Source organism: Pseudomonas sp. MF6747, from assembly GCF_963890955.1.
Taxonomy (GTDB): domain Bacteria; phylum Pseudomonadota; class Gammaproteobacteria; order Pseudomonadales; family Pseudomonadaceae; genus Aquipseudomonas.
Genome location: NZ_CAWPSZ010000001.1, coordinates 328,848 through 342,536, shown reverse-complemented (window position 1 = coordinate 342,536; position 13,689 = coordinate 328,848). Strand labels below are relative to the sequence as shown.

The 13,689-nt window shown below is 59.5% G+C and carries 11 protein-coding genes; 8 read left to right on the top strand and 3 right to left on the bottom strand.

Annotation, left to right across the window (positions count from 1 at the left end; translation table 11 throughout):
- Nucleotides 1-7 precede the first annotated feature (7 nt).
- The gene (locus tag AACW30_RS01580; protein ID WP_106575791.1) at nucleotides 8-793 is read right to left on the bottom strand and encodes a transporter substrate-binding domain-containing protein; all 786 of its coding nucleotides are present in this window, start codon (nucleotides 791-793) and stop codon (nucleotides 8-10) included.
- Nucleotides 794-1,048: 255 nt separating this feature from the next.
- On the opposite strand from AACW30_RS01580, the gene AACW30_RS01575 reads away from it, so the two are divergent.
- The 6 genes from AACW30_RS01575 (at nucleotide 1,049) to AACW30_RS01550 (ending at nucleotide 8,341) form a co-directional block, all read left to right on the top strand.
- On the top strand, nucleotides 1,049-1,744 hold the full coding sequence (locus AACW30_RS01575; RefSeq protein ID WP_106575790.1) for a FadR/GntR family transcriptional regulator: 696 nt from the start codon (nucleotides 1,049-1,051) through the stop codon (nucleotides 1,742-1,744).
- A 121-nt stretch (nucleotides 1,745-1,865) separates the two neighbouring features.
- Nucleotides 1,866-2,195, top strand: a complete 330-nt coding sequence (gene trxA / locus AACW30_RS01570; protein WP_106575789.1) for a thioredoxin TrxA — start codon at nucleotides 1,866-1,868, stop codon at nucleotides 2,193-2,195.
- A gap of 234 nt (nucleotides 2,196-2,429) precedes the next feature.
- Nucleotides 2,430-3,689: a transcription termination factor Rho gene (gene rho / locus AACW30_RS01565; RefSeq protein WP_003176825.1), complete on the top strand. Its 1,260-nt coding sequence runs from the start codon at nucleotides 2,430-2,432 to the stop codon at nucleotides 3,687-3,689.
- A gap of 154 nt (nucleotides 3,690-3,843) precedes the next feature.
- Nucleotides 3,844-5,847 (top strand): acyltransferase family protein, encoded by a 2,004-nt coding sequence (locus AACW30_RS01560; RefSeq protein ID WP_124418719.1) that lies wholly within the window; start codon nucleotides 3,844-3,846, stop codon nucleotides 5,845-5,847.
- Between the two features lie 59 nt (nucleotides 5,848-5,906).
- Nucleotides 5,907-7,373, top strand: coding sequence for a 4-hydroxy-3-polyprenylbenzoate decarboxylase (gene ubiD / locus AACW30_RS01555; protein ID WP_106575787.1), 1,467 nt, complete (start codon nucleotides 5,907-5,909; stop codon nucleotides 7,371-7,373).
- A complete protein-coding gene (locus AACW30_RS01550) occupies nucleotides 7,373-8,341 on the top strand; it encodes a CDP-6-deoxy-delta-3,4-glucoseen reductase (RefSeq protein WP_179676497.1) in 969 nt (322 codons plus the stop codon). The genes ubiD and AACW30_RS01550 overlap by 1 nt, the downstream gene beginning before the upstream one ends.
- On the opposite strand, the gene AACW30_RS01545 is transcribed toward AACW30_RS01550, so the two are convergent.
- Nucleotides 8,338-8,820, bottom strand: a complete 483-nt coding sequence (locus AACW30_RS01545; RefSeq protein ID WP_200622334.1) for a sn-glycerol-3-phosphate transporter — start codon at nucleotides 8,818-8,820, stop codon at nucleotides 8,338-8,340. The two genes, AACW30_RS01550 and AACW30_RS01545, sit on opposite strands and share 4 nt — an antisense overlap.
- Before the next feature lie 328 nt (nucleotides 8,821-9,148).
- On the opposite strand from AACW30_RS01545, the gene AACW30_RS01540 reads away from it, so the two are divergent.
- A complete protein-coding gene (locus AACW30_RS01540; protein WP_200622332.1) occupies nucleotides 9,149-11,536 on the top strand; it encodes a TonB-dependent receptor plug domain-containing protein in 2,388 nt (795 codons plus the stop codon).
- 40 nt (nucleotides 11,537-11,576) lie between these two features.
- Complete coding sequence (locus tag AACW30_RS01535) at nucleotides 11,577-12,230, top strand: gamma-glutamylcyclotransferase (RefSeq protein WP_119737303.1); 654 nt, start codon at nucleotides 11,577-11,579, stop codon at nucleotides 12,228-12,230.
- Here AACW30_RS01535 and glpT read toward each other — a convergent pair.
- Nucleotides 12,227-13,564, bottom strand: a complete 1,338-nt coding sequence (gene glpT / locus AACW30_RS01530; protein ID WP_106575782.1) for a glycerol-3-phosphate transporter — start codon at nucleotides 13,562-13,564, stop codon at nucleotides 12,227-12,229. The two genes, AACW30_RS01535 and glpT, sit on opposite strands and share 4 nt — an antisense overlap.
- Between the last annotated feature and the right edge of the window lie 125 nt (nucleotides 13,565-13,689).

Below are 13,689 nucleotides of genomic sequence, written 5' to 3'. Positions count from 1 at the left end.
CGTCGCTTTAAAGGTCGGCGGGCAGCGGCTCTTTAAGCCACTGCATCGCATTTTTCTCCAGGCTGCCATCGGCTTTGGCCGCTACCAGGATCTGGTTGACCTTCTCCAGCAGCGCCGGCTCGTTCTTGTTCACGCCCACGTAGACCGGCGAGTCTTTGAGTTTCACTTTCAGGGCCGGCACGCGTTTCGGGTTGCGCTCGCTGATTGCCACCATCACCACGTTGCCACTGGCGATCAGGTCGACCTGGCCGGCCAGGTAGGCGGCGATGGTCGAGTTGTTATCTTCGAAGCGCTTGATCGTGGCTTCCTTGGGCGCTACGGCGGTCAACTCGATGTCTTCGATGGCGCCGCGGGTCACGCTGATGGTCTTGCCCTTGAGGTCGTCAGTGGTGCTGATCGGCGCATCAGGCGGACCAAACACTGCCAGGTAGAAGGGCGCATAGGCCTTGGAGAAATCGATGACTTTTTCCCGCTCGGCGTTTTTGCCCAGGCTGGAAATCACCAGGTCGACCTTGCCGGTGGTGAGGAATGGAATGCGGTTGGTGCTGTTGACCGGCGTCAGCTCCAGCTTGACCTTGAGCTGGTCAGCCAGCAGCTTGGCGGTGTCGATGTCCAGGCCGCGGGGCTTCATGTCCGGACCGACCGAGCCGAACGGCGGGAAGTCTTGAGGCACGGCGACCTTGAGGGTGCCACGGGCGACGATGTCGTCCAGACCATTGGCCTGGGCGGGTGCCTGGCTCAGCATCAGGCTGGCAAACAGGGCAGTGAGCAGGGCGCTGTAGCGCTTGGTCATGGCGACTCTCCGAAAAGGGCGAAGGGATTTTCTGATTTTGCTCAGTGCACAGCCCATGCCATCACTGCTGGTATTGCCTGCAAGGCCGGGATTTGTTGAGGTGCGGTGGTCTTACTGGTCTGAACAGTGCGTGCGCTTTTCGCACCTTTTTCGAGCGCCGGTAAAAGCCCGCGAGCCCCTTTGGGGCGTGGCTTGCCGCCGGCTGCGAATAGCTTTACAACTAGCCGCTCAGTTGTCTGGAACTATGAGTTTTATATGAATTCCATCGCCCAAGCCGTACCGGAAGCGGCCCTGCAGGCCATCCGCAAACTGATCAAGGAGCAGGGCTTTGCAGCGGGCGATGCGTTGCCCTCACAGCGCGACCTGGCGGTGCAGTTGGGCGTGAGTCGGGCATCGCTGCGCGAGGCGTTGTCGTCCTTGAGTGCGCTGGGCGTGGTCAGCGTGCAGCCGGGCAAGGGTGTGTTCGTGCAAGAGGTGCAGGAAGCGCCGGGTTTTGCCTGGCCTTTCGCCGCCCAGGCCACACCGCTGGATATCTTCCAGTTGCGCTATGCGCTGGAGGGTTTTGCCGCCGGGCTGGCGGCCGTAACGTTGAGCATCGATGAGTTGGACGGCTTGGAAGACAATGTCGAGGCGATGCGCAAGGTGCTCAAGGCCGGCGACTTTGAAGCCGCCGCCCGGCTCGACTTCGAATTTCACCAGCGGATTCTGCTGGCCAGTGGTAATCAGGCGATGGTGAGCATCCTGAGTGCCAGCGCCGAGGTGTTTCTGGAGAGCCAGAAGCTACCGTTCATCCGGCCGGAACGGGCCATGGAAACCTGGCAGGAGCATCGCAAGATCCTGCGCGCACTGGCGCGGCGCGCCAGTGCGCAAGCCCAGAGAACCATGCAGGAACACGTACGCAATGCGGCATTGCGCACTGGCATTGCCTTCGTGACTCCCGTGACGCCGTAAGTTGAGCTATACCCAAACTCATGCGTCACCATAGCAAGAGTCAATCAGAGGCGGCTTCCTGAACGGGGGAAGGGCGGCTATGATGGGCCACGTTTTTTTTGCTTACAATCCGGAGACATCCATGAGCAACGATCTTATCAAGCACGTCACCGACGCGAACTTTGAGGAACAAGTACTCAAGGCTCAAGGCCCGGTCCTGGTTGACTACTGGGCTGAATGGTGCGGCCCTTGCAAAATGATCGCCCCTGTTCTGGACGACATTGCAACCACCTACGACGGCAAGCTGACCATTGCCAAGCTGAACATCGACGATAACCAGGAGACTCCGGCCAAGCACGGCGTGCGTGGTATTCCGACCCTGATGCTGTTCAAGAACGGCAACGTCGAAGCCACTAAAGTAGGCGCGCTGTCCAAGTCCCAGCTGCAAGCTTTCCTCGACGCGAACATTTAAGCGTCGTCAAAAAAGCCCCGCAAATTGCGGGGCTTTTTCGTGAAACAGGGCTAGACGCTCCGAAACTCAGGTGGTACATTCGGCCCCGCACTGGTTTCTCCACTGCCCCCTGCAAGCCGTCGCCGACGCATTCCTTTTCGATTAGTACGCGATCCTGTCGCCTTCTCCGCGGCGCGGCCTCATTAAGCCAAAAGCTTAATTTCCCCCCTCCATAAATGATTACGTCATTCCTATATGAATCTGACTGAACTCAAGCAAAAGCCGATTACCGACCTGCTCCAATTGGCCGAAGAAATGGGCATAGAAAATATGGCCCGTTCGCGCAAGCAGGACGTGATTTTCTCCCTGCTCAAAAAGCACGCGAAAAGCGGCGAGGAAATCTCCGGTGATGGCGTGCTGGAGATTCTCCAGGACGGCTTCGGCTTCCTCCGCTCTGCAGACGCTTCCTATCTTGCCGGCCCAGACGACATCTATGTCTCGCCGAGCCAGATCCGTCGCTTCAACTTGCGCACCGGTGACACCATCGTTGGCAAGATCCGCCCTCCTAAGGAAGGCGAGCGTTATTTCGCCCTGCTCAAGGTCGACACGATCAACTTCGACCGTCCCGAGAACGCGAAAAACAAGATTCTCTTCGAGAACCTGACCCCGCTGTTCCCGACTGTGCGCATGAAGATGGAAGCCGGTAACGGTTCCACCGAAGACTTGACCGGTCGTGTCATCGACCTGTGCGCCCCGATCGGTAAAGGCCAGCGCGGTCTGATCGTCGCACCGCCGAAAGCCGGTAAGACCATCATGCTGCAGAACATTGCAGCGAACATCGCTCGTAACAACCCGGAAGTTCACCTGATCGTGTTGCTGATCGATGAGCGTCCGGAAGAAGTAACCGAAATGCAGCGCACTGTGCGCGGCGAAGTGGTTGCCTCCACGTTCGATGAGCCGCCAACCCGCCACGTGCAGGTTGCCGAAATGGTGATCGAGAAGGCCAAGCGCCTGGTCGAACACAAGAAAGACGTGGTGATCCTGCTCGACTCCATCACCCGTCTGGCCCGTGCCTACAACACCGTGATCCCAAGCTCCGGCAAAGTGCTCACCGGTGGTGTCGATGCCCACGCCCTGGAGAAACCAAAGCGTTTCTTCGGTGCTGCGCGGAACATCGAAGAAGGCGGCTCGCTGACCATTATCGCCACCGCGCTGGTTGAAACCGGCTCGAAGATGGACGAAGTGATCTACGAAGAGTTCAAGGGTACCGGCAACATGGAACTGCCGCTTGACCGTCGTATCGCTGAGAAGCGTGTGTTCCCTGCGATCAACATCAACCGCTCCGGCACCCGCCGCGAAGAGTTGCTGACCGCCGACGACGAACTGCAGCGCATGTGGATCCTGCGCAAGCTGCTGCACCCGATGGACGAAGTCGCCGCCATCGAGTTCCTGATCGACAAGCTGAAAACCACCAAGACCAACGACGAGTTCTTCCTGTCGATGAAGCGTAAGTAACACGACGCTCCAGGTCCGAAAAACGGCGCCCTTCGGGGCGCCATTTTTTTGTGTTGAGAAAGAGAGCTTTGCAGGACAATAGTGTCAGTTAAGAAACAAAAAAACTGAGTGCGGCTACGCTCATTCCCATTCGAATCAGGCTGACCTACGATTTATGACCGCTCTTGCTTACCGAAGGGACATTGACGGCCTGCGTGCCATCGCTGTCCTGGCTGTTGTGCTGTTCCATTTTGGAGTTCCAGGCGTCACTGGCGGCTTTGTTGGCGTTGATGTGTTCTTTGTGATTTCAGGGTTCCTGATCACTTCGATTATCTGGCGCGAGCGTGAAGCCGGGCGTTTCAGTTTCCTCGATTTCTGGGCTCGCCGGGCCCGGCGCATCCTGCCGGCACTGGTCGTCATGATGTTCGTGTCATTGGTGGTTGGCTGGTTTTTGATGGCGCCCAAGGACTATTCAGAGCTGGGACGCTCGATTCACAACCAAGTGATCTTCATCTCCAACCTCTTCTTTATGCGTCAGGACGGCTATTTCGATACAGCCTCCGATATGAAGCCGATGCTGCACACCTGGTCGCTTTCGGTTGAAGAGCAGTTCTACATCGGTTTTCCACTCTTGCTGGCGCTGCTGTCGAGCCGGCTCAAGCAATGGCGTGGTGCCTTGTTTGTGCTGATGCTCGCCTCATTTGCTGCCAGCGTGTGGGCGGTGTCCCGAGAACCGGACAAGGCCTTTTTCCTGTTGCCGATGCGAGCCTGGGAGTTGTTGGCGGGCTCCATGCTGGCGGTAATGCCGGCGCGGGCGCAGCGCGCAAGCCCGATGCTGGCGCAGACCGTCAGCTTGATTGGCCTGGGAATGATTCTGGTGGCGGTACTGGGTTATGACGCCAGCACCGCCTTTCCAGGGGTTGCAGCGCTGTTGCCGGTAGTGGGTGTGGTCGGGCTTATTTGGGCCAACGGTCAGCACAGCACACTGGTAGGCCGGTTGTTGGGTAGCCGTGTGCTGGTGGGCGTAGGGCTGATTTCCTATTCCTGGTACCTGTGGCACTGGCCGGTGCTGGTGTTTGGCAAGTACGCCAGCATTTTCGGCCTGGCGCCTGTGGAGGTTGCGGGCCTGTTTTTCCTGAGTCTGGTACTGGGCTATGGGTCCTGGCGATTCGTTGAGGGGCCCTTTCGCGAGCGGCGTCTGTTGGCGGGCAATCGGGCAATCCTGGCCGCGGGCGTCATGGCGCTCGTCAGCCTCGGCCTGATCGGCAAGAGCCTGGTGTGGTCGGATGGTTTTGCGTGGCGGCTGCCGCCTCAGGCGCTGCAATTTGCCCAGGCGTACACCTGGAGTCCCACGCTTATGAACTGCTTGTCGGACGACAAGAAAAACAAGCACCGTGAGTTGTGCCATTTTGGTCCGCAGGCGGCCACGGCCAAGGCGCTGGTCTGGGGCGACAGCCATGCCTCGGCGCTGATTCCGGCATTGAGCGATGCTTCAAAACAGTACGACTTCAGCATCACCCAGGCAGGCTACGCCGGTTGCCTGCCGTTCTACCGCAAAGAAAACACCCCAGGGTGCGGGGCGTTCAACGAGCGCGTTACGCAGTTGCTCAAGCGCGAGCCCTTCAGTGATGTGGTGCTGGTGGCGCGCTGGAGCCTGTACGTGTATGGACAGCGCTCCGGTGATACCGGTGCGTCGATCCATGACCCGGCGACGGGGAAATATGACCGCGCCGTGGCTGAGCAGCTATTCAGCGAGGGTTTGAATACCTTGGTGCAGCAATTACGCGCCGGTGGTCATCGTGTATGGCTGGTCAAGGAAGTGCCGCTGCAGGAATTCAATGTGCCGTACCGGCTTAGCCGTTTGGCCATGTTGGGGCGCCCGACCGACCGCGAAGGCTTGCCCCTGGCCGAACACCTGCAGCGCCAAACCTTCATCAGCGGTGTCTTTGAGCAGATCGCAGCGGCCGATCCAGGTGTTCAACTACTGGACCCGGCGCCGAAGCTGTGCGACACCAATGGGTGGTGTCGCGTCGAACTCGGCGGCCAGTCGCTGTATACCGATGACAACCACCTCTCAAGCGTGGGCACGCGGTATGTGGAAGGGTTCCTGGAGCCGTTCTTCCGCACCCTGCGCCAGGCCTCGGTGCAAACAGATGTAAGCCGCAATGATGTGCAATAAGCTGCCAGCGCTCGTAAGAGCAGGTAGGATGTACGCCTATTTTACGAGTGGCATGGTTAATGAAATTCAAGGATCTTCGGGATTTCGTGCAGCAACTTGAGCAGCGCGGAGAGTTGAAACGTATCCAGGTGCCGATTTCCCCGGTGCTGGAAATGACTGAGATTTGCGACCGTACCCTGCGTAACAAGGGCCCGGCGCTGCTGTTCGAAAACCCGACCGGCTTTGATATTCCGGTGCTCGGCAACCTGTTCGGCACGCCCGACCGTGTTGCCTTTGGCATGGGCGCCGAGTCGGTCAGCGAGCTGCGCGAGATCGGCAAGCTGCTGGCCTTCCTCAAGGAGCCCGAGCCACCCAAGGGCCTCAAGGATGCCTGGTCGAAGCTGCCGATCTTCCGCAAGATCATCGCCATGGCGCCCAAGGTGGTCAAAGACGCCGTGTGCCAGGAAGTGGTCATCGAAGGCGATGACGTCGACCTCGGCATGCTGCCCGTGCAGACCTGCTGGCCGGGCGACGTCGGCCCGCTGATCACATGGGGACTGACCGTCACCAAAGGCCCGAACAAAGACCGCCAGAACCTCGGCATCTACCGTCAGCAAGTGATCGGCCGCAACAAGGTGATCATGCGCTGGCTGAGCCACCGTGGCGGCGCACTGGACTTTCGTGAGTGGTGCGAAAAACACCCCGGCAAGCCGTTCCCGGTTTCCGTGGCCCTGGGCGCTGACCCGGCGACCATTCTCGGCGCCGTCACGCCAGTGCCCGACAGCCTCTCTGAATATGCCTTCGCCGGCCTGCTGCGCGGTAACCGTACCGAGCTGGTGAAGTGCCGCGGCAACGACCTGCAAGTGCCGGCCACCGCCGAAATCATCCTTGAGGGCGTGATTCATCCGGGCGAAATGGCCGATGAAGGCCCTTACGGCGACCATACCGGCTACTACAACGAAGTCGACAGCTTCCCGGTGTTCACCGTCGAGCGCATTACCCATCGGATCAAACCGATCTACCACAGCACCTACACCGGCCGTCCGCCGGATGAGCCGGCCATCCTGGGCGTGGCGCTCAACGAAGTGTTTGTGCCGATCCTGCAGAAGCAATTCCCGGAGATCACCGACTTCTACCTGCCGCCGGAAGGCTGCTCGTACCGCATGGCCATCGTGACGATGAAGAAGTCGTACCCGGGCCACGCCAAGCGGGTAATGCTCGGTGTGTGGTCGTTTTTGCGACAGTTCATGTACACCAAGTTCGTTATTGTCACCGACGACGACATCAATGCCCGGGACTGGAACGACGTGATCTGGGCCATCACCACGCGCATGGACCCCAAGCGCGACACGGTGATGATCGACAACACGCCGATCGACTACCTCGACTTCGCATCGCCAGTGTCAGGCCTGGGCTCGAAAATGGGCCTGGACGCCACCCACAAATGGCCGGGTGAAACGACCCGCGAATGGGGCCGGGTAATCGTCAAGGATGACGCCGTGACCGCGCGTGTCGATGCAATCTGGAAAGAATTGGGAATAGATTGATGCGTGTAACCCTGCAACCTTCCGGCGCTGTACTGGAACTGGTCCCTGGCGAGCGGATCCTCGAAGGTGCGCGCCGCCTGGGCTACGAGTGCCCGCAAGCCTGTCGCAATGGCGTGTGCCATGTGTGCGCGGCGCTGCTGGTAGAAGGGCGGGTACAGCAAGCCGGCGAGGTGCGCGACCATGGTGAGTTCTACACCTGCATCGCCGAGCCGCTGGAAGATTGCATTGTGTTGTGGGATGGCGTGCTGGCGCCGGGAGAGTTGCCGTTGCGCAAGTTGTCGTGCCAATTGAGTGAGTGCGTGGAAGTCGGTGGCGATGTATGGCGCGTGCGCCTGCGGGCTCCGGCCGGCAAGCCGGTGCGTTACCACGCCGGGCAATACCTGATGATCGAGCGGGAGAATGGCGAGAAATCGGCGTTTTCTTTGGCTTCGGCGCCCCACGCCGGGCGTGAGCTGGAATTGCATGTGCTGGCCCGTGAGGACAGCGCGCGTAACCTGCTCGAACAGTTGCAGCGTAATCAGATGGCTCGCATCGAATTGCCGTTTGGCGATACCCACCTGGCTGAACTGCCGGACGGACCGCTGGTATTGATCGCCGCCGGCACCGGCATGGCGCAGATGCACAGCCTGATCGAGCATTGCCGCGCCTCTGGCTTCAAGCACCCGGTGCACCTGTACTGGGGCGTGCGCCGCCCGGAAGACTTCTACGAAATCGAGCACTGGGACCAGTGGCTGAAACTGCCCAACCTGTTCCTGCACAAAGTGGTCAGCGACCTCTGTGGCTGGGAAGGCCGTTGCGGCCTCCTGCATGAAGCGGTGTGTGAAGACATCAGCGACCTTAAAGCCGTGCATGTCTACGCCAGTGGCTCGCCGGCGATGATCTACGGCACGCTGGATGCGCTGGTTGAAGCGGGTATGGATGCGCACCAGATGCGCGCCGATGTGTTCGCCTACGCACCGCGCCCTTAAAAGCGCACGCCGGTGGTGACCATCGCGGCATTAAAGCCCAGTAACACCAGCTCTGCTGCTACCGGCCCATAGTGGGCACCCACGGACGGGATGATCACCGGCGCAACGCCGAAACGGTTCAACGGGATCTTGTCGCGGTACTCGCCGCGATAGCCCTGCAATAACCCGCCCGTGAGTTTTACATACACCGGATAGTCGGCCATGTCATAGCGCTTGCCTGCATAGGCGTAGTAAGCGCGTTGGCTGAACGAATTGCGAAATGTCGCCGCGCCGTACACAAAACCTGACGCCTCATTGCGCTCCAGGCCGATCAGGTCCTGGTTGTTGTTGTGCTTAGGGTCGGGCGCGAAATGCCGGGTGTAGACGCTGGTCTGCGCGTACCAGAACCCTTTGTTTTCATCAGTTGGCGGCACTTCGGCCGCCAGTGCGGTGGTGGCCTGGGCCAGGAACAACAGGCTGGGCAATCGAAACTTCTTCATGGGTGCGACCTCGATAGGCGGTTGGACGGCTAAGTGGGTCGTGCTGTGCGCTATTTTGAGGGCTTAGCGCGTTGTCAGGCTGAACCGCGGCTGAAATTACCGGGATCGCTGGCCCCAATCCTGATGAACAGGTGCGGCGCTTATGCTTTTGCTTATGCATTAAAGGTATTTAATTTGTTACATAAATATCATTAAGCTATATCTCAACGGACTACCGACTATCTGCCAATAACCAATAACCAATAACTGACCGCCACCGCCCGCCAGCCGGATCGATCGTAGGAACTCAGAGCATGACGTTCTGATGTCTGATTCTGAGGGGAGCGGTATGGGGAGCTACAAGAAACACGCGCTGTACACAGCGATTTTGTCGGCCAATTTGCTGACTGCTGTGGGATTCAATCCCGTCATGGCTGCGCAGACAGCGGCCACCGATGCACCAAAACTCGACACCGTCATCGTCACCGGCACTCGCGCCCAAGAGCGCACGGCCAGTGCTTCGCTGTCGCCCATTGATGTGATTTCCGGCGACAGCCTGCGCAGCACCGGCTCCGATGAGCTGGGCGCTGTGTTGGCGCGCCTGATTCCGTCGATCAACTTCCCGCGTCCAAGCCTGGTGGACGGCGCCGAACTGGTGCGCCCTGCGCAACTGCGCGGTCTGTCGCCGGATCAAGTGCTGGTGCTGGTCAATGGCAAACGCCGCCACACCAGCGCCTTCGTCAACCTTGGCGGGGCAGTGGGGCGTGGCTCGGCCCCGGCGGATTTGAATGCGATCCCGTTGTCGGCAGTCGACCACATCGAAGTGCTGCGTGACGGCGCGTCAGCGCGTTATGGCTCTGACGCGATCGCCGGCGTGATCAACGTGATCCTCAAGCACGACGACCACGGCGGTTCGATCTCGACCAAGTTCGGCGAATACAAAAAGGGTGATGGCATCCAGCGCAATGTCAGCGGCAATACCGGGTTTGCCTTGGGCGACAATGGCTTTATTAATGTCTCGGGCGAAGGTGCCGACAACGATTACACCAACCGCGCCGGCGACGACTTCCGCCCAGGCAGCATCGGTTCCACCACGTATGGCCAGCGCGTGTTCCGTCAGGGCGAACCGGCCACCAATGAAGGCAAATTCCAGTTCAACTCGGAATATTCCTTCAACGATGCAGCCGAGTTCTACACCTTCGGCGGCTACAGCAAGCGTCGCGGCGAGACGGCGGCGTTCTACCGGGCGAGCAATGCGTCCAATAACATCCCCGCGCTGAACCCTAATGGCTACCTGCCGTTGATCAAAGGCAACCTGGAAGACACCTCATTGGTCGTCGGCCTGCGCGGCTTGCTGGCTTACGACTGGCATTACGACCTGTCGGCCAACTACGGCAAGAACCAGTACGAGCTGAGCACCGAAACCATCAACACCTCACTGGGCCTGGCCACGCCGCGCAAGTTCGACAACGGCACCCTGAGCAATGACCAGAAGCAAGTCAGCCTGGACCTGTCGCGCGAATTCGACGTGGGCTTCCTGCCGTACCCGGTGTCGGTGGCGTTTGGCGGCGAGTACCTGCGCCAGGGCTATGAAATCGAAGCCGGAGAACCTGCGTCCTACTATCAAAGCGGCAGCTCGGGCCTGGGTGGTTTCCGTGATGCCGACGCCGGCAGCAGCGCGCGGCATAGCTGGGCGCAGTACCTGGACCTGGAAACCAACTTCACCGAAAAACTCAGCGCCTCGGCCGCCGTGCGTCATGAGGACTACAGCGACTTTGGGTCCAACGTCAGCGGTTCGCTGTCGGCCCGTTATGACTTCACCCCGCAAGTGGCCTTGCGTGGCAGCATCTCGAACGGCTTTCGCGCACCTTCCCTGGCCCAGCAGAACTTTGCCTATACCTCGTCCCAGTTGATCGGTAACACCATTCAGGAAGCCGGCACGTTCCCGGCCAACAGCCAGGTGGCCCGCCTGCTCGGCGCCGAAGACCTGAAAGCCGAGAAGTCGCGCAACTACAGCCTTGGCCTGGTGCTGGAGCCTGCCGATGACTTGACCGTGACGCTCGACGTGTACCGGATCGATATCCGCGATCGCATCAGCCTGTCCTCCAACCTCAATCTCAACCCGGCCACCATCGCCTACCTGCAAGCCAATGGGGTTGGCAATATCAACTACACCAGCGCCCGTTACTTCACCAACGCCACCGACACCAGCACCGACGGCGTCGATCTGGTGGCCAACTATCGGTACCCGTTCGATAACGGCATCCGCTGGAACAGCACCGTGGGCTACAACTACAACCACACCAAAGTGCCCGACGTGAAGCCTAACCCGGCGATTCTGGACAGCCTGGGCGCCAACCTGGTGCGGGTGGACCGTCGTGAGCGCATCGGTTTGCTCGGCGACACCACGCCTCAGCACAAGCTGAGCCTGGGTAACGATTTCACCTATGGCCATTGGGCGCTGCACAGCAACCTGGTTCGCTACGGTGAATTCACCAGTTATCAGGCGGACAAGGTCAACGACCAGACCTTCAAGGCCGCCTGGGTGTTGGACCTGTCGGCGGACTACAAGCTCAAGAACTGGACTTTCACCCTGGGCGGCGACAACGTCACCGATAAATACCCGGAAAAGGTCAACGCTTACGCCAGCAGTGGCGGCAACCTCGCCTATAGCACTTTTTCGCCGTACGGTTACAGCGGCGCGTTTTATTACGGTAAAGTTGCTTACAACTGGTAACAGCTTATTTGAGTGAGAAAGGAGACCTAAGCGATCCGCCATGACCGTTATTGAAACCGATCTTTTGCAATTGGCTTACCCTCCGCGGCTCGATCTGGGGCCGCAACTGACTCACGAGCAATTAATGAGTTCGATGCAGGCCACCATGGCCAAGCACAAGGGTGGGCCGGTCTGGCTGTTCGCTTATGGTTCGCTGATCTGGCGCCCCGAATGCTCGTCGACCCAGCGCATGCGCGCACGGGTTCACGGCTATCACCGGGGTTTGTACCTGTGGTCACACGAGCATCGGGGTACGCCGGAGTTGCCGGGGTTGGTGTTCGGTCTGGATCGCGGCGGCTCATGCAGCGGGTTTGCCTACCGCTTGCCGGAGGATCAGCTGGAGGCCTCGCTTTACGCCCTGTGGCAGCGCGAGATGCCGTATCCCTCATACCGGCCGCACTGGCTCAGCTGCCGTCTGGAAGATGGCAGTCAGGTACAAGCGTTGGGGTTTGTGTTGGAGCGGCATTTGCCCAGTTATGCCGGCAACTTGCCCGATATCGTGCTCAATCACGTACTGGAAAGCGCTTGCGGGCGTTACGGCACCACGCGCGATTATGTCGAGCAGACCGTTAACGCCCTGCGTAGCCACGCCATGCCAGATAAAAATCTGGAGGCGCGGCTCAAGCGTTGTGCAAAGGATTGCTCAGGCGGTTAACGCGCTGCGCTGACGCTGTTGGTGTGCCACAGCGTTGGGATCAGGAAGGCAATCGCCAACAGACACGCGCCTACCAGCAACACAAAACCGCCGTCCCAGCCGAAATGGTCCACGGTGTAGCCCATGGCCGCACTCGCTGCCACTGAACCGCCCAGGTAACCGAACAAGCCCGTGAAACCCGCAGCGGTGCCCGCGGCTTTTTTCGGCGCCAGTTCCAGCGCCTGCAGGCCGATCAGCATTACCGGGCCGTAAATCAGGAAGCCGATGGAGAACAGCGCGATCATGTCGATCATCGGGTTGCCTGGCGGGTTGAGCCAGTAAACCAGGGTCGCCACGGTGACCAATGCCATGAACACGATGCCGGTCAGGCCGCGGTTGCCACGGAAGATCTTGTCCGACATCCAGCCGCACAGCAGCGTGCCCGGAATACCCGCCCACTCGTAGAAGAAGTATGCCCACGAGGTTTTATCCACGTCGAAGTGCTTGGCTTCCTTGAGGTACGTTGGCGCCCAGTCCAATACGCCGTAGCGCAGCAGGTAGACGAAGACGTTGGCGAATGCGATGTACCACAGCATTTTGTTGCGCAGCACGTACTTGACGAAGATTTCCTTGGCGCTGAATTCGTCTTCGTGGCTGGCGTCGTAGCCTTCCGGGTAGTCGTTTTTGTATGCCTCGATTGGCGGCAGGCCGACCGATTGCGGGGTGTCACGCATGGTGATGAAGGCAAACGCCGCCACCAGCAATGCCACGGTCGCCGGCACATAGAACGCTGCGTGCCAGTCGTTGAACCAGGCCATGCCCAGCAGGAACAGCGGGCCGATCAGGCCACCGCCGACGTTGTGCGCCACGTTCCATACCGACACCACGCCGCCGCGTTCTTTCTGCGACCACCAGTGCACCATGGTACGTCCGCTCGGCGGCCAGCCCATGCCCTGAGCCCAGCCGTTGATGAACAGCAAAATGAACATCATGGTCACGCTGGACGTGGCCCAAGGCGCGAAACCGAAAATGAACATCACCCCGGCCGATATCAGCAGGCCGAAGGGCAGGAAATAGCGTGGGTTGGAGCGGTCGGACACCAGGCCCATGAGGAATTTGGACAAGCCGTAGGCAATCGCAATCGCCGACATCGCCAGGCCCAGCTCACCACGGGTGTAACCCTCGTCGATCAGGTACGGCATGGCCAGCGAGAAGTTTTTGCGCAGCAGGTAGTAACCGGCGTAACCAAAGAAAATACCGGCGAAGATCTGCCAGCGCAGCCGTCGGTAGGTACTGTCTATTTTTTCTTCAGGCAGAGGCGCCTGGTGTGCGGCAGGACGAAAGAAAGCAAACATTCAAGAGCTCCAAATTTCTTGTTTTGACTGCGGATGCGAATGTTACAGTTTCGTTACCGAAAATAGCATCGCCTCTTATCTGCAAACACAGGAAATCGGAGCGATTGCATGTTCTGTTATGAACA